Here is a 15645-nt window from a genome sequence, read left to right on the forward strand (position 1 = left end):
ATGTTTCAGCCCTAGGAGGCTTCGCGCAGGCTGTCCAGCACGTCGAGGACCGCGCTTTTGCCCAGCTCGACGGCCTTCCGCAGCACCTCGGGATCGCGCTCCAGCACGGCCACGTCCGGCGCGCCGGCCGGCGGGCGGACGCTCAGCATGCGCGGGTCGGTCGCCAACGTTTCTTCGTCCTCGACGTCCCGCCGGTAGGTGTCCTGCCAGGCCGGGATCGCGCCGGGCGCCTGGCGACGCAGGAACCGCGGCACGACGACGTCGTGCACCCGCGGCGGCGGCAGCGGCAGTTCGTCGGCGCGGCGGGTGCGCAGCACCAGGACGTCGGTCGCGCCCTGGGCGAGCGCGGTGCGGTACGGGATCGGCTCGGCCACACCGGCGTCGACGAACCGGCGGCCGGCCATCGGGATCGGCGGCCCGGCCAGCACCGGCATGCACGACGTCGCGGCGAGCGCGATCTTGACCGCGTCGACGTCGTCGAGGAACGGGTGCAGGTCGGTGGACTCCCCCGTGTCGGCGTCGGTGGCCAGCGGGTGGAACGTCACCGGGTTGGCCAGGATCGCCGGGAAGTCCATCGGCTCCAGCACCGAATAGACCTGGTGGACGAGGTATTCGAGGTCGATCACCGCGCGGCCGCGCAGGGTGTGCAGCGGGTTGATGATCCGGCGCATGACCACCGGGTTCCACCACGTCCGGATGCCGGTCGCGGACCGGCCGCAGAGCAGCCAGGCGCCGTTCAGCGCGCCGGCCGAGGAGCCGTAGACGGCGTCGAGCGCCGGTGTCACGCCGAGTTCGTCCAGCGCCAGGACCATGCCACTGGAGTAGGTGCCGCGGCTGCTGCCGCCCTCGATGGCGAGTGCGAGGCGCCGGCCGTCGGCGCGTTCGCCCGGGACACTGCCCGCCGCGATCCGTTCGGAGATCAGTTCGAGTACCGGGTGCACTCCTCCCATCCTGGTCCTTCCGATCGATTAGTCGACCCGTTTTGCGCCACCCGGAGGGCCCCAGGTGGGCACTTTCACGTGAAAGTGCCCGGCGCCACCTTGCCTACGCAACTGGGTGCATATGAAACTGGGCGCATGGCACTGGAGCACGCGATCCTCGTCTCGCTGTCCGAACGCGCCGGCTCGGGCTACGAGCTCACGCGCCGCTTCGAGAAGTCGATCGGGCTCTTCTGGAGCGCCACCCACCAGCAGATCTACCGCGTGCTGAAGCGGATGGAAGAGGCCGGCTGGGTGGCCGTCGACGTCGTCGCGCAGTCGGGCCGCCCGGACAAGAAGGTCTACACGGTCAGCGGCGGCGGCCGCGCCGAACTCGTCCGCTGGCTGGCCGAGCCGGACCCGTCCGCCGGGCCGGTCGAGCTGGCCGTGAAGATTCGCGGCGCGACCTTCGGCGACCCGGCGAAGGTCGCCGAGGAGATCGCCCGGCACCGCGCGAAGCACGCCGAACGCCTCGACGTCTACCGCCAGATCGAGAAGCGCGACTTCCCCGCTCCCGCCGGTCTCCAAGGTCAGCACCTGCACCAGTACCTGGTCCTGCGCGGCGGCATCCGCGTCGAAGAGGGCCAGGTCGACTGGTTCGACGAGATCCTTGCCGCCCTCCACCACCCGAAGGACGCCCGATGAGTCCGTACCCGCACCTGCTGTCGCCGTTGGACCTCGGCTTCACGACGCTGCGCAACCGCGTCCTGATGGGCTCGATGCACACCGGCCTCGAGGACAAGGCCGCGCACTTTCCCGCACTGGCCGAGTACTACGCCGAACGCGCCCGCGGCGGCGTCGGGCTGATCGTCACCGGCGGGTTCGCGCCGAACCGCACCGGCTGGCTGCTGCCGCTCGCCTCCAAGCTGACGACGTCCGCCGAGGCGCGGCAACACCGGCAGCTCACCGCGCCGGTGCACGAGGCGGGCGGCAAGATCGCGCTGCAGGTCCTGCACGCCGGCCGGTACGCCTACCACCCGCTGAGCGTGTCCGCGTCGAGCATCAAGGCGCCGATCAACCCGTTCCGGCCGCGCGCGCTGACCGGCTACGGCGTGCGCCAGCAGATCCGCGCCTTCGCCGACTGCGCCGCTCTCGCGCGCGAAGCGGGCTACGACGGCGTCGAGATCATGGGCTCCGAGGGCTACCTGATCAACCAGTTCCTGGCCGAGCGCACCAACAACCGCACCGACGCCTGGGGCGGCACGCCGGAGAAGCGCCGCCGGTTCGCCGTCGAGATCGTCAAACGCACCAGGGAAAAGGCCGGCGACGACTTCATCATCATCTACCGGCTCTCCATGCTCGACCTCGTCCCGGGCGGCCAGCGCTGGGAGGACGTCGTCGCGCTCGCCCAGGAGGTCGAGGCGGCCGGCGCCACGATCATCAACACCGGGATCGGCTGGCACGAGGCCCGGGTGCCGACGATCGTGACGTCGGTGCCGCGCGCCGCGTTCACCTGGGTCACCGGGAAGCTCAAGCCGCACGTGACCATCCCGGTCGTCACCTCGAACCGGATCAACATGCCGCAGGTCGCCGAGGAAGCCGTGAGCAGCGGCGACGCCGACCTCGTGTCGATGGCCCGGCCGTTCCTCGCCGATCCCGAGTGGATCCGGAAGGCCGAGAGCGGCCGCGAGGACGAGATCAACACCTGCATCGCGTGCAACCAGGCCTGCCTCGACCACGCCTTCAAACGCAAGCTCGTGTCCTGCATGGTCAACCCGCGCGCCGGCCACGAGACGACGTTGACGCTCGCGCCGACGCGGCGGTCGAAGCACGTCGCCGTCGTCGGCGCCGGGCCGGCCGGGCTCTCCGCGGCGACCGCGCTGGCCGAACGCGGGCACAGCGTCGAACTGTTCGAAGCCGACGACGAAGTCGGCGGCCAGTTCGGCATCGCGCGGAAGATCCCCGGCAAGGAGGAGTTCGCCGAAACCATCCGCTACTACCGGCGGCGGCTCGAGGTGACCGGGGTGAAGCTGCACCTCGGAAAGCGCGTGTCCGCGGCCGAACTCACCGGCTTCGACGAGGTCGTGCTGGCCACCGGGGTCGTGCCGCGTGTGCCGTCGCTGCCCGGGATCGACCACCCGAAGGTGCGGTCCTACGTCGACGTCGTCAAGCACGGCGCGCCGGTCGGCGAGCGGGTCGCGGTGATCGGGGCCGGCGGCATCGGCGTCGACGTCAGCGAGTTCCTCACGCACACCACGTCCCCGGCGCTCGATCGTGAGACGTGGATGGCCGAATGGGGTGTCACCGACCCGGAACAGGCCGCGGGCGGGCTCGGCACGCCGCGGCCCGAGCCGTCGCCGCGGCAGGTGTTCCTGTTGCAGCGCAAGAAGTCCGGCATCGGCGCCGGGCTCGGCAAGACGTCCGGCTGGGTGCACCGGGCCGCGCTCAAGGCCAAGCGCGTCGAGCAGCTCACCGGCGTCACCTACGAGCGCATCGATGACGCCGGCCTGCACATCACCGTCGACGGCAAGCCGCGGGTGTTGGACGTCGACACGGTCGTCGTCTGCGCGGGTCAGGAGCCGGTGCGCGACCTCGTCGACGACCTGCGGGCGAAGGGCCTGCCGGTGCACCTGATCGGCGGGGCCGACGTCGCCGCGGAACTCGACGCGAAACGCGCGATCGACCAGGGGACACGGCTCGCCGCCGCGCTGTAGCCCGAGATCGGTCCCGCACTGGCAGGATGGGCCCCGTGCGAGACGTATGCGTGATCGGGCTCGGGCTGATCGGCGGGTCCCTGCTGCGCGCGGCGGCCGCCAGTGGCCGCACGGCGTGGGGTGCCGCGGTTTCCGAAGTGGACGCCGACGCGGCGAGCAGAGCGGGCTTCGACGTCACGACGGACGTCGAAGCGGCCCTGCACCGGGCCGCGGCCGAGGACGCGATGGTCGTGCTCGCCGTGCCGCTGCCGGCCGTCGAAGACCTGCTGCGGCTGGTCAACCAGCACGTGTCGCACGGCCTGCTCACCGACGTGACCAGTGTGAAAGCGCCGGTACTGGACGCGGTCCGGCGTCGCGTGCCGTACACGCGGTACGTCGGCGGGCACCCGATGGCCGGGACGTCGAACTCCGGCTGGCTGGCCGGGGACGCCTCACTGTTCCAGGGCGCCGCGTGGGTGGTCACCGTCGAAGAGGACACCGATCTCGAAGCCTGGGCCGAGGTGGCGAAGCTCGTGCTGGACGTCGGGGCGCACATCGTCCCGCTGCCCGCGGAGTCGCACGACGAGGCCGTCGCCCGGATTTCGCACCTGCCGCACCTGCTGGCGGCGATCCTGGCCACGATCGGCGCCGAGGGCGGCCCGCTGGCGATGTCGCTCGCCGCCGGGTCCTACCGCGACGGCACGCGGGTCGCCGGTTCGAACCCGCAGCTCGTCCGGGCGATGACCGAAGGCAACCGGGACGCGTTGCTGCCGATCGTCGACGAGGCACTCGGCCGGCTCGGCGCCGCGCGCGGTTCGCTGGCGTCGACCGGCGGGCTCGCGGCCACGATCAACGCGGGATACGAAGGCGCGCAAGCGCTTGCCGCCAGCCTGGACGTCGAACGGGCCGGCGTCCGGATCAGCCTGGCCGCGCCGGACGCGCGGCAAGGCCTGATCGCACTCGGCGAACGCGGTGGCCGGATCACCGGCCTGTCGGACGGGATCGCGACCGGCGAGGTCCAGTAGCAAGTTCGTGAAGGCCACCTTGAGGAACTTTAAGTTCCTCAAGGTGGCCTTCACGAACTTGCGGAGCTACTGGCCGGGGGCGCGTCGGGCGTGTCGTCGAACTTGTTGAGGAAGTCCTTCGCCTTGTCGACGCCCGTGTCGATCTGGCTGTCGTGGCCGGCGAACTTCGACTTCGCGAAGTCGGCGGCCTTGTCGAGGCCTTCCTCGATCTTGTCGTTGTGCTCGCGCAGGGCCTCTTCGGCCTTGCCCTTCAACGCTTCGAAGTCGATTCCCATGGGTGCATTGAACCGCACGATGCTCACGTGCGCCTGTGGTAGGGCAGGAACCGCCGGACGAGCCCCAGTGGCGCGCGTTCGGCCAGGTCGGGGCCGCGGACGGCGTCGAAGGCCGACTCCAGCTGGTCGACCACCCCGGCCAACTGCTCCGCGTCCGGCAGCGGCATCGACCGCGGCTCCCGCTGGTCCCGGACGGCCGACGCGAGTTCCCCCAGCGCGGCCGTGAGCAGCTCGATGTCGGCCGGGTCCGGCGGCGGCACACCCCGCCCGATCGTGACGCCGACCTCGGTGACGGCGTCCGCGACGCGCTCCTGCGCGGCGATCACCGGCCACCACGCCACCGCCTGGCGGCCGTGCGCGGACGGCTCGACGACGGCCTGCTGGAACGCCGTCCGCAGGTCGGCCAGGGCCCGGTAGGCCCCGCGCCGCGCCCGCGACCGGGCCAGCCGCGCCTCCCCCGACGACGCCGCTGAGGCCTCGGCCAGCGCGTGGGAGACGTACTTCGCGACGGCGTCCAGGCCGTCGGCCAGCCGGCCGCCCACCCGCGGGCGCCGGCTGCCCGGCCAGAGCAGGTAGCCGAAGACGAGCACGATCACGCAGCCCAGCACGGTGTCGACCAGCCGCGCCAGCACCACGCTCCAGTTTCCGGTGTGGGCCAGGCCCATCTGCAGGATGATCAACGGCGTCACGAAGGCGCTCTGGATGCCGTAGTTGCGCACTTTCCCCACCGCGATGCCGCCGGCGAAGACCGCGCTCAGCGCCACCAGGACCCAGCCGTTCGCGCCGAGGCCGAGCACCGCCGCACCGATCCCGACGCCGATGACCGTGCCGATCCCGCGCAGCACCGCGCGGCCGAACACGGACCCGAAGTCGGGCTTGAGCACGATCCCGACGGTCAGGGTGATCCAGTACGACCGCTCCAGCGGCACGAGCAGGCCGACGACCTCGGCGATCGCGACGCACAGCGTCAGCCGCAGCGCGGCGATCCAGGTGAGCGGGCCGGATGCGAGCGAACCCGCCCAGTCCCGCAGGCGGCGGTACCACGGCGTCGGCTGCCGGCGCTTGCGGTCGTCGCCCTTGCCGATCCGGACCAGGCCCGCGTAGAGCGCCGCGAGGACCGGGTCGGGGTCGCCGGGCGGCACCGGCGGCGGTTGCGGCAGTGGCTGACCGGCCAGTACCGCCGCCGAGAGCGCGACGAAGTGGTCGATGACGTCCGCGGCCGGGCGGCGGCCGGCGTTGACCATCGCCACCGACGCCTCGACGGCGGGCGTCGTCGCCGAGAGCAGGTTGAGCAGGTGGCGGTAGGCGGCGTCGCGGCCGGACAACCAGGAGCGCGCGGTGAGCAGCTGGTCGTAGGCGGTGTTCATCGCTGTGGTCAGCCGGTGGCGGGCCACCCGCGAGACCTCTTCGTCGCTCGCCGACAGCATCGCGGCCAGCTCGATGTAGACGTGCGCGACGGCGGAGCGTTCGGGGCTGGTCGCGCGGACCGTCCAGGTGACGAGCGCGACCAGGAAGCTCCAGGCGGCGCCGAGGCAGAAGCAGCCGAAGAGGACCTCGACGCGGACGCCGGTCGCGTGCTGCCCGGTGGCGAGCACGCAGAACACCAGCATCTGCAGGCCGGCGACCGAAGCGTTGCTCCCGGCCGCGCTGACCACCGCGGACACCGCGGCGACCAGGATCACCGCGGGCACGGACAGCGCCGGCGTGCCGCCGGTGAGCAGCCCGACGAGGTAACCGGCGGTCGCGGCGAGCGTCGCACCGCCCAGCCGGCGGGCGCGGTAGCGGTAGGGCCCGGCCGATTCGGACAGCACGGCGGGCAGGGCGCCGGTCGAGATGAGCGCGCCGACGGCGATGTCCCCCGCCGCGTACGCGATCGCCAGCGGGACGGCCAGCGCGACCACGGCCCGGGCGACCATGTTCCACGGCACCGGCACCGGCGTGCTGCGCAGGAGCTGGACCAGCCAGTGCGGCGCGGCGAGGTCGGGACGCGGCGTGCTCACCCCCTCATCTTGACCTACGCTCCCGGAGACGATTAATTATCAGGACGTCAACAACATGGGAGGTTCCGGTGGGTCGCAGGTACTCGTACGAGGTCAACCGCACGAGCACCGCGCCGCCGGAGGCGTTGTTCGCGCTCGAAGCGGACGGCCCCCGCTGGGCGGAGTGGGGAAAGCCACTCATCGTCCAGGCCCGCTGGGCGCGGCGGGGCGCCACCGAACCGGACGGCGTCGGCGCCGTCCGCGAGGTCGGGATGTGGCCGGTGCTGATCCGCGAGGAGACCCTCGAGTACGAGCCCGGCCGCAAGCACGTCTACGCCTTCGCCACCGGCAAGCCGCTCAAGGACTACCGCGCCGAAGTGCTCTTCACGCCGACCGCCGACGGCGGCACGCACCTGCGGTGGACGGGCTCGTTCACCGAGCCGGTTCGCGGCAGTGGCCCGGCGCTGGCCGCGACGCTGCGGGTGGTGATCCGGCTGTTCTCCGCCAAGCTGGTCAAGGCGGCCGAAACCGGGCGCTGACCTGGGTGGCTCCGGCCACACAAGATCGCCCGGCGCGCAACTTCCCCACCCGCTCCCGCGTCACCCTTTCGGGTAGTACACGAAAGGGGGAAAGCGTGCGGAAGCGCTTGACGGCCGTGGTTGCGCTGGCGGCATTGGTACTGACCGCGTGTTCGGGCCACGAGCCGGACCAGCGGGAGTTCGGCACGAGCCAGCCGAACCCGGCGCCGCAGGCCGCCCCCGACGTCAAGGTGGCCGGTCCCTACCCGTTCGGCACGGTCCAGCAGAAGGCGCCCCCGGTCGAGAACGGCCAGGTCCCGCTGATCCGCCGGATCACCACCGACAAGCCGTACGTCTTCCTCACCATGGACGACGGCGCCGTGCAGGACCCCGACGCGCTGAAGCTGATGCAGCAGAACGCGACCCACCCGGTGCTGTTCCTGAACCAGAAGTACGTGAAGGGCCACGAGGCCTACTTCAAGCAGATCCTCGACGCCACCGGCGCGACGCTCGGCGACCACACGGTCGACCACCCGAACCTCAAGGGCAAGCCGTACGAGTTCCAGCGCAAGGAGATCTGCGACGACGCCGACGACTTCCAGCGCGGCCTCGGCATCCGCCCGTCGCTGTTCCGCCCGCCGTTCGGCAACTACGACCAGAACACTCTGAAAGCGGCGGCCGCCTGCGGCATGCGCGCGTCGGTGCTGTGGACGGCCGCGGTCAACGACGGGCACGTCCAGTTCCAGGTCGGCGACAAGCTCAAGCCGGGTGACATCGTGCTGATGCACTTCCGGAAGACCTTCAAAGAGGACTACACGGCGTTCGTGGAGCAGGCCAAGAAGGACGGGCTCACTCCCGTCCCCCTGGCCGACTTCCTGGGTTAAAGCACGACCGTCGGCGTCACGACCGTCCGGCGGCAGGACACGTCACCGAGGTGCACGAGGATCTGCGTCGTCCCGCGTGGCACGTTGTCGAGCACGAACCGGCCGCCTTCGTCGGCCGTCGTCGACGACGTGCCGTGCTCGGCGACCCGCACCTCGACGCCGTACTGGCCGGCCGGGACCAGCCAGCCGTCGATGCGGTGCAGCTTGCCCATCTTGGTCAGGTTGATCATCACCGTCAGGTCGCTGACGGTGAACGTGATCGTGCCGGTGCCACCGCCGCGGACACCGGCGAGGTTGTCCGAGCGCTCCCACCGGGCGACTTCGACGTCGAGGTCCTCGAGGGCGAGCGCGAACTGGACCCGCTGCACCAGGTCACCCGGTGGCGGATCCAGCTCGTCGAGGAAGCGGCCGACGTCGGCGAGGATCATCTCGTCGGAAAAGGCCTCGCCCGGCGCTCCGAGGTCGTTCATCGGCTTCCCCCTTCACTGGCGAGGAGATCGCGCATCTGGTCGAGGCAGCGACCCCTGGTCGGGCCGACACTGCCGCGCGGCATGCGCAGCGCCTCGGCGACGAGCTGGTACTCCGCGCGACCCGCGAGCACGGTCAGCCGGAGCAGTTCCTGACAGCGGTGGGGCAGCCGGACGAAGGCGCGCCAGACCCGGCGGTCGCGGTCGGCGCGGATGGCTTCGTCTTCGGGTGCCGGTTGGGTGCTCGGCATCGCTTCGGCGACCTCGTCGCTCAGCGGCACCGGCTGCATGCGGCGGCCGAACGGGTGGGTGGCCTCGCGGCGGGTGGTGGTGATCAGCCAGGCGGCGAGGGCCTTGGGGTCGCGGAGCTTCCCGAGCTGGCTGAACAGGGCCAGCCAGACGGTCTGGACGACGTCCTCGGCGACCGCGCGGTCGAGCCCGTTGGCCCGGGCGACGTGCCAGACGAGGGGGGTCAGCTCTTCGACGAGGCGAGCCATCGCCCGGCGGTCACCGTCTCTGGCGGCCTGCATGCACGCAGCGTGCAGCTCGGCACCGGTCAGGCCCTCCCAAGGCGGGTCTACCTCTGTGGTTTGCACGTCGGTCACCGTATCTGCCCCTCTTCGGAAGAGTCTTCGAGTCGGCAATGGCAGTATCGCGGGTCCTTCGGGGGGAAGGAGCGTGCAGGTGGATCTCGGATACATCAAAGTCACTTACTTCGTCGGTCGTGCACTACCGGTCAATGACAAATCGGGAGGTACCGGCCGGCGCGCGTGGCACGCACCGGCCGGTACTCCCCTCCCTCAAGGACCCGCTCCCCAACGGGTCCCGCCGGATGTCCCCTCCCCCGAAGGGCACCCGGCCGACGGTGGCCGGCAGCCCCCTCGGCTCCCGGCCACCGCGTTCACTGCGAACGCGACACCCCCTGTCGTGTTCCTCCGTGCTCGGCTGCTCCACAGGACGCAGTGGGGACACCGCCAGATACCGGATCCGGCGATTTTTTTTGAAGATCGACGCAGAGCTGCTAACTGATCACGGCCCGTGCCAGCGTCCCGGCCCAGCGGGCGTAGCCGACGGGGCCAGGGTGGAACCGGTCGCTCGCGAAGGCGGCCGGGTCGAGCAGCCCGGGATCCATCGGGAGGTGCCGGACGCCGGGGATCCTCTCGAGCGTCGCGGCCGCGTGGTCGAGAGCGGTTGAGCGGGTGGAAAGAACGTCACGCAGCGGCCTGGGCAGGGCCGGGAAGCGGGACATCGGCGGCACCCCCGCCAGCAGGACGTCGACCGGCCCCAGCCGCCCGCGCAGGTCGAGCACCAGGCGCAGGAGGTCGCGGCGGTAGCCGGCAGCCGTCCGGAGCTCGATCGTGTCGTTGACGCCGAGGGCGATCACGACCAGGTCCGCCGGGCGGAGGAGCGGGACGAGCTCGGCGCGCACGACCCGGGCGTTGGCGCCGGTCCGGCCGACCGCCTGCCAGCGCACCGCCCGGCCGTCGCGGGCCAGCTCGCGGGCGAGGCAGCCGGTGAGCGCTTCCTCGTGGTCCGCCGCGCCGACGCCGTCCACCGTGGATTCACCGAGCACGGCGAGCCGGAACGGTTCGCCGTCACCCGGGACGAGTCCCTCCGTCGGTCCCGCCGCGCCCGGGAGCCGCGGGGTCTTGCGTTTGACGTAGACAGCCTGAGCGAGGAGCACCATCCTTCGAAGTTAGCCGTGGGCGATCGAAACCTTCGCCCTGATCAGCGTGGGGTCCGCCACGGCGTCGAGCAGGTACGCGGCGACGTCGGCCCGCCGGATGGTGAAGGTGCGGACGTTGCCGTCGAGCCGGCTCGCGACCTTGCCCGTCCGCGGTCCGTCGAGCAGCATCGGCGGCCGGACGATCGTCCAGTCCAGGTCGGTGGCGGTGACCACGGCCTCCATCGCGAGCATGTCCGCCCAGCCGTGCTTCAGCACCTGGTTGAGCAGCGGCTTCACCAGCGTGCGCGTGAAGAAGCCGTCCCCCTCGGTGTGCATGCCGCTGGCGCTGACGACCAGCAGGCGTTTCGCGCCCGCCTGGATCGCCGCACGGGCGCCGTCCGCGCAGACCGTGGTCGGCCCGCGGTCACGGGAGCCGACCGCCGAGATCACCGCGTCGCGGCCGTCGACGGCGGCCGCCAGCTTGTCGTGGTCCTCGAGCCCGGCGACCACGACCCGGGCCGGTAGCTGCAGCTTGGCCGGGTCACGCACGACGGCCGTGACGTCCCAGCCGCGGTCCAGGGCCTGCTTGACGACCTCGCCGCCGACGCCGCCGGTGGCTCCCAGCACGGTGATTTTCATGGTGTCTCCTTCTCGGTTAGTGAACACTCACCAGGTAGGGTGAGTGTTCACTAACCAGACTGAGAACGCACTCAGGGAGCCGCCATGGGAAGCCGTGAAGAGATCGTCGCCGCGGCCGCGAAGGTGATGCGCGAGCAGGGCTACGCCCACGCGACGACGAAGGCCATCGCACAGACCGCGGGGTACTCGGAGGCGATGCTCTACAAGCACTTCCGCGACAAGACCGACCTGTTCCGCAGCGTGCTGGCCGACGAACTGCCCGCGCTGGGCGCCACCTTGGCCGAACTGACCGCGAACCCCGGGCAGGCGCCACTGCGGGACAACCTCGTCCGCGTGGCCCGGCTCGGCCTGGCGTTCTACGTCGACAGCTTCCCGATCGCCGTGTCGATGTTCTCGTCGCGGGAACTGCTGCGCTCCCATCGGGAGCGGATGCGCGGACACGGCCCCCACCTGCCCGTGCAGGGGGTCGCGGACTACCTGCGTGCCGAGCAGGCGCTGGGCCGGCTCAAGGCGGACACCGACGTCGAGGCGGCCGCGGCCTTGCTCCTCGGCGCGTGCTTCCAGCAGGCGTTCCTGGCCACCTTCGAAGAGGCCGAGCCGGCGGACCGCGCCGAGCAGCTCGCCGACGTCCTGCTCACCGGACTCTAGGCGTTCTTCTCCTCGCGGAGCTTGTGCCAGCGCTCGTACATGTTGTCGAGCTCCTCCAGCATGAAGGACAGGAAGTCCCGCATCTCGGCGAGCCGCTTGCCCGAAGGAGTGTCCGCGCCGAGGGCGTCGATGCCGTTCTCGGCCGCGTCGCGCCACATGATGATCATGCGGTCGCGCTTCATGAACGTGGCGTACCAAAGGTCGTCGTAGAGGCGGTAGTGATCACGACGTTCACCGGGCTCGCGCTCCTTGGCGACCAGGCCGATCTGCTCGAGGTAGCGCACCGCACCGGAGACGGCGGCCGGGCTGACGGACAGCTGGGCGGCCAGGTCGGCGGCGGTCAGCCGGCCCTCGTCGGTGGTCATCAACGCGGCGAACACCCGCGCGGGCATGCGCTGCATGCCGATCTGCGAAAGCACGAGCCCGAGGCTCTCGACGTACCGGCGGACGGCGTCTTCATCTCGCTTCGTGTCAGGCGTCGTCATCGGCCCATCCTCCCGTACCCCTCCCCCATGATCACTCGATCTAGACATTTTCTTAACTTCACAACTTCATGAAGCGAGTGTAGCTTCCGAAGCATGGAAACTGCCATTTCGGTCATCGACCTGCACAAGTCGTTCGGCCGGACGAAGGCCCTCGACGGCCTCGACCTGCAGGTGCCCGCCGGGGAGGTGCACGGCTTCCTCGGGCCCAACGGGGCCGGGAAGTCGACCACCGTCCGGGTCCTGCTCGGCCTGCTCCACGCGGATTCCGGGGACGTCCGCCTGCTCGGCGGCGACCCCTGGAAGGACGCCGCGAGCCTGCACCGCCGCCTGGCCTACGTGCCCGGCGACGTCAACCTCTGGCCCAACCTCTCCGGCGGCGAGGTGATCGACCTGCTCGGGCGCCTGCGCGGCGGCCTGGACGAGAAGCGCCGCGCCGACCTGATCGAGCGCTTCGACCTCGACCCGAAGAAGAAGGGGCGGACGTACTCGAAGGGCAACCGGCAGAAGGTGGCCATCGTCGCCGCCCTCGCGTCCCGCGTCGACCTGCTGATCCTCGACGAACCGACGTCCGGGCTCGACCCGCTGATGGAAGCGACCTTCCAGTACGCCATCCAGGAGGAGCGCGAGCAGGGCCGCACCGTGCTGCTCTCCAGCCACATCCTCGCCGAGGTCGAGGCGCTGTGCGACAAGGTCAGCATCATCCGCAACGGCCGCACGGTCGAGTCCGGCACGCTCGCCGAGCTGCGCCACCTGACCCGGACGTCGATCACCGCCGAACTCGCCGGGCCACCGAACGGGCTCGCGAAGCTGGCGAACATCCACGACCTCAAGGTCGACGGCAACCGCGTCCGCTTCGACGTCGAGACGCGCTCGCTCGACGAAGCCCTGCGCCGGCTGACCGAGGTCGGCGTGCGCAGCCTGGTCAGCCAGCCGCCGACGCTGGAGGAACTGTTCCTGCGCCACTACACGACCGAAGCGAGCGCGAAATGACCGCGACGCTCGAACGCCCGGCCGTCGCGGCGCCCGCACACGAACTGGCCGGCACCTGGCACCTCACCCGGCTCGCGCTGCGCCGCGATCGCGTGATCCTGCCGATCTGGATCGTGCTGCTCAGCGTCGTCCCGGCGAGCTCGGTCAAGACGTTCACGCAGTTCTACCCGACGGTCGCCGACCGGCTCGCCCTGCAGGCGGGCGCGAACGCCAACCCCTCCTACGCGCTGCTCTACGGCCCGCCGTTCGACCTGACCTCGGCCGGCGGGTTCATCGCCTGGCGCATGTGCGGGTTCCTGGCGCTGCTCACCGGGCTCATGGTCGTCTTCACGGTCACCCGGCACACCCGCGCCGAGGAGGACACCGGGCGCGCGGAACTGCTCGCGTCCGCGGTGGTCGGCCGGTACGCGGCGCTGACGGCGTCGCTGCTGGTGGCCGGCGGCGCGAGCGTGCTGACCGGGCTGGTCCAGGCGGTCACGCTGATCGGCGCCGGCCTGCCCGCGGCCGGTTCGCTCGCTTTCGGCGCCTCGGAAGCATTGGGGGGACTGGTGTTCACCGCGGTCGCGGCGGTCGCCGTCCAGCTGGCCGAGTACTCCCGGACCGCCAACGGCATCGGGACCGCCGTGGTCGGCGCCGCGTTCCTGCTGCGCGGCGCCGGGGATTCCACTGTGGACGCCCGCTGGCTGTCGTGGCTGTCGCCGATCGGCTGGGTGCAGCAGGTTCGCGCGTTCGCCGGAGAACGCTGGTGGGTGCTCCTGCTGCCGGTGGCGTTGGCGCTGGTCGCCGGCGGGATCGGGTACTGGCTGCTGCCCCGCCGCGACGTCGGCGTCGGCATCCTGCCGCCGCGACCGGGCCCGGCCCGGGCCGCGACGAGCCTGCGGTCACCGTTCGCGCTCGCCTGGCGGCTGCACCGCGGCCCGCTGCTCGGCTGGGTGCTCGGCACCGCTGTGGTCGGCGCGGTGTTCGGCTCGATCGCCAGCGGGATCGGCGGCCTCGTCGGCTCCAGCCCGCAGGCGCAGCAGATCATGGAGCGGCTGGGCGGCAGCCACGCGCTGACGCAGGCGTTCCTCGCCGCGATGGCCGGGATGTTCGCCATGGTCGCTTCGCTGTACGGCGTCCAGGCGGTGCTGCGGATGCGCGGCGAGGAGACCGCGATCCGGCTCGAGCCGGTGCTGGCCACCAGCGTCGGCCGGCTGCGCTGGGCGGGCAGCCACCTGGTGTTCGTCTTCTTCGGCACGGCGGCGCTGCTGCTGTCCGGCGGGGTGTTCATGGGCCTGGCCAACGGGCTGCGCACCGGCGACGTCGGCGGCTCGCTCGCGGACACGCTCGCCGGGATGCTGGTCCAGCTGCCCGCGGCCTGGGTGGTGGTCGCGCTGGCGGTGGCGATCTTCGGGCTCCTGCCGGGCTTTTCGGCCGCGGCGTGGGCCGTCGGCGCGCTGGCCCTGCTGCTGAGCCTGTTCGGCCCGGTCCTCGACCTGCCGCAGGCGGTGCTGGACGTCTCGCCGTTCCAGCACCCGCCGAAGATCCCCGGTCAGGAGTTCACCGCGACGCCACTCGCCTGGCTCGTGGCCATCGCCGTTGTCGCAGTGGTCGCCGGTCTGGCCGGCTGGCAGCGGCGGGACGTCGGCTAATGCACCCGCAGCTCGTGGTCGGCCCCGGTCACGAGCTGCGCCTGCGGGCCGCCCACCCCGCAGCCGGGCCCGTTCGGCTCGCTGGTGGTCGGCGTCACCTCGATGGTGTGCGGTTTCCCGTCGTCGAACCGGACGGTGACCTTCACCGGTTCGGCGGGCAGGCCCGGGATGTCCGCGAAGCCGTGGAATCCACCGGTGGGGACCATCGACGTCCCGCACCAGCTGTCCAGACCGGAGCCCGTGCAGGTCGTCGCGCCCGCCGACGTCTCGGGGTAGAGGCCGACCTCGCGCGTGACGCACTGGCCGCGCCAGCAGGCTTCGAGCGTCGCTTTCGAGATTCCGATCGATCCCGGGACCGACAGGCTGATGCCGACCGGAACGCCGATCGCCGTGCAGGCCCGCTCCGGCCCGGCACATCCGGCCGTGACGGCGGCGAGCATCGCGAACCCCAGTACGTAATGCATGCCAACCAGACGGCGCCGGCGGCCGCCGGGTTGCATCCTCAGTCGCGCCAGACGGAGGTCAGCGGCAACGTGGAGGTCTCCGAGGTCGGCGTGACCGAGGTCGTCGGCTGGACCGTCACCTCGACGAAGCTGGTGGTGGTCGTCGGCGGGGACGTCTCGACGGAGGTGACCGTGGACGGCGGCACGGACGAGGTGACCGTGACCGGCACCGCGGAAACGGTCCTGGTCGGCGGAGTGGTGAACTCGGCCGGGCGCGGACCCGCCCGCCCGGCGACGAGCAGCGCGGCCACCAGCAGTCCGCTGGCGAACCCCGCGAGCCCGGTGACCGCGGCGGATCCCCAGGTAGGTCGGCCACTCATCCGGG

The 15645-nt window shown here is 71.6% G+C and carries 18 protein-coding genes; 8 read left to right on the forward strand and 10 right to left on the reverse strand.

Annotated elements, in window-relative coordinates:
* Positions 1-11 precede the first annotated feature (11 nt).
* Positions 12-950: a patatin family protein gene (locus ACLJQF_RS06250; RefSeq protein ID WP_410607232.1), complete on the reverse strand. Its 939-nt coding sequence runs from the start codon at positions 948-950 to the stop codon at positions 12-14.
* A gap of 126 nt (positions 951-1076) precedes the next feature.
* On the opposite strand from ACLJQF_RS06250, the gene ACLJQF_RS06255 reads away from it, so the two are divergent.
* From ACLJQF_RS06255 to ACLJQF_RS06265, 3 genes are read left to right on the forward strand one after another with little or no spacing between them, the layout of a single operon-like run.
* Entirely contained in the window at positions 1077-1622 is a 546-nt protein-coding gene (locus tag ACLJQF_RS06255) for a PadR family transcriptional regulator (protein WP_410607233.1), read from the forward strand.
* Positions 1619-3631 carry an FAD-dependent oxidoreductase gene (locus ACLJQF_RS06260; protein ID WP_410607234.1) on the forward strand — a complete coding sequence of 671 codons (2013 nt, stop codon included), beginning with the start codon at positions 1619-1621 and terminating at the stop codon, positions 3629-3631. The genes ACLJQF_RS06255 and ACLJQF_RS06260 overlap by 4 nt, the downstream gene beginning before the upstream one ends.
* A gap of 50 nt (positions 3632-3681) precedes the next feature.
* Positions 3682-4635 (forward strand): prephenate dehydrogenase, encoded by a 954-nt coding sequence (locus tag ACLJQF_RS06265; RefSeq protein ID WP_410607459.1) that lies wholly within the window; start codon positions 3682-3684, stop codon positions 4633-4635.
* 50 nt (positions 4636-4685) lie between these two features.
* On the opposite strand, the gene ACLJQF_RS06270 is transcribed toward ACLJQF_RS06265, so the two are convergent.
* Together ACLJQF_RS06270 and ACLJQF_RS06275 are read right to left on the reverse strand one after the other, a co-directional pair.
* Positions 4686-4910 (reverse strand): antitoxin, encoded by a 225-nt coding sequence (locus ACLJQF_RS06270; protein WP_410607235.1) that lies wholly within the window; start codon positions 4908-4910, stop codon positions 4686-4688.
* A 23-nt stretch (positions 4911-4933) separates the two neighbouring features.
* The gene (locus ACLJQF_RS06275) at positions 4934-6910 is read right to left on the reverse strand and encodes an FUSC family protein (protein ID WP_410607236.1); all 1977 of its coding nucleotides are present in this window, start codon (positions 6908-6910) and stop codon (positions 4934-4936) included.
* Positions 6911-6978: 68 nt separating this feature from the next.
* Between ACLJQF_RS06275 and ACLJQF_RS06280 the strand changes: the two genes are divergently transcribed.
* Positions 6979-7428: an SRPBCC family protein gene (locus ACLJQF_RS06280; protein WP_410607237.1), complete on the forward strand. Its 450-nt coding sequence runs from the start codon at positions 6979-6981 to the stop codon at positions 7426-7428.
* Between the two features lie 116 nt (positions 7429-7544).
* Positions 7545-8291, forward strand: a complete 747-nt coding sequence (locus ACLJQF_RS06285) for a polysaccharide deacetylase family protein (RefSeq protein ID WP_410607460.1) — start codon at positions 7545-7547, stop codon at positions 8289-8291.
* Here the strand turns inward: ACLJQF_RS06285 and ACLJQF_RS06290 are convergent.
* From ACLJQF_RS06290 to ACLJQF_RS06305, 4 genes are all read right to left on the reverse strand, one after another.
* Positions 8288-8761 (reverse strand): carboxypeptidase regulatory-like domain-containing protein, encoded by a 474-nt coding sequence (locus tag ACLJQF_RS06290; RefSeq protein WP_410607238.1) that lies wholly within the window; start codon positions 8759-8761, stop codon positions 8288-8290. The two genes, ACLJQF_RS06285 and ACLJQF_RS06290, sit on opposite strands and share 4 nt — an antisense overlap.
* Entirely contained in the window at positions 8758-9363 is a 606-nt protein-coding gene (locus ACLJQF_RS06295; RefSeq protein ID WP_410607239.1) for an RNA polymerase sigma factor, read from the reverse strand. The genes ACLJQF_RS06290 and ACLJQF_RS06295 overlap by 4 nt, the downstream gene beginning before the upstream one ends.
* A gap of 416 nt (positions 9364-9779) precedes the next feature.
* Positions 9780-10445: an SGNH/GDSL hydrolase family protein gene (locus ACLJQF_RS06300; protein WP_410607240.1), complete on the reverse strand. Its 666-nt coding sequence runs from the start codon at positions 10443-10445 to the stop codon at positions 9780-9782.
* Positions 10446-10454: 9 nt separating this feature from the next.
* Positions 10455-11063, reverse strand: a complete 609-nt coding sequence (locus tag ACLJQF_RS06305; protein WP_410607241.1) for an NAD(P)-dependent oxidoreductase — start codon at positions 11061-11063, stop codon at positions 10455-10457.
* Between the two features lie 84 nt (positions 11064-11147).
* Between ACLJQF_RS06305 and ACLJQF_RS06310 the strand changes: the two genes are divergently transcribed.
* Positions 11148-11711, forward strand: a complete 564-nt coding sequence (locus tag ACLJQF_RS06310; protein WP_410607242.1) for a TetR/AcrR family transcriptional regulator — start codon at positions 11148-11150, stop codon at positions 11709-11711.
* Here ACLJQF_RS06310 and ACLJQF_RS06315 read toward each other — a convergent pair.
* Positions 11708-12196 carry a GbsR/MarR family transcriptional regulator gene (locus ACLJQF_RS06315; protein WP_410607243.1) on the reverse strand — a complete coding sequence of 163 codons (489 nt, stop codon included), beginning with the start codon at positions 12194-12196 and terminating at the stop codon, positions 11708-11710. The genes ACLJQF_RS06310 and ACLJQF_RS06315 overlap by 4 nt on opposite strands.
* A gap of 93 nt (positions 12197-12289) precedes the next feature.
* On the opposite strand from ACLJQF_RS06315, the gene ACLJQF_RS06320 reads away from it, so the two are divergent.
* Both ACLJQF_RS06320 and ACLJQF_RS06325 read left to right on the forward strand, forming a co-directional pair.
* Positions 12290-13186 (forward strand): ATP-binding cassette domain-containing protein, encoded by an 897-nt coding sequence (locus tag ACLJQF_RS06320; RefSeq protein ID WP_410607244.1) that lies wholly within the window; start codon positions 12290-12292, stop codon positions 13184-13186.
* Complete coding sequence (locus ACLJQF_RS06325) at positions 13183-14817, forward strand: ABC transporter permease (protein WP_410607245.1); 1635 nt, start codon at positions 13183-13185, stop codon at positions 14815-14817. The genes ACLJQF_RS06320 and ACLJQF_RS06325 overlap by 4 nt, the downstream gene beginning before the upstream one ends.
* On the opposite strand, the gene ACLJQF_RS06330 is transcribed toward ACLJQF_RS06325, so the two are convergent.
* A complete protein-coding gene (locus ACLJQF_RS06330; RefSeq protein ID WP_410607246.1) occupies positions 14814-15281 on the reverse strand; it encodes a hypothetical protein in 468 nt (155 codons plus the stop codon). The genes ACLJQF_RS06325 and ACLJQF_RS06330 overlap by 4 nt on opposite strands.
* A gap of 38 nt (positions 15282-15319) precedes the next feature.
* On the reverse strand, positions 15320-15640 hold the full coding sequence (locus ACLJQF_RS06335; protein ID WP_410607247.1) for a hypothetical protein: 321 nt from the start codon (positions 15638-15640) through the stop codon (positions 15320-15322).
* Positions 15641-15645 lie beyond the last annotated feature (5 nt).

The organism is Amycolatopsis sp. lyj-109 (assembly GCF_046548995.1).
Lineage (GTDB): Bacteria > Actinomycetota > Actinomycetes > Mycobacteriales > Pseudonocardiaceae > Amycolatopsis.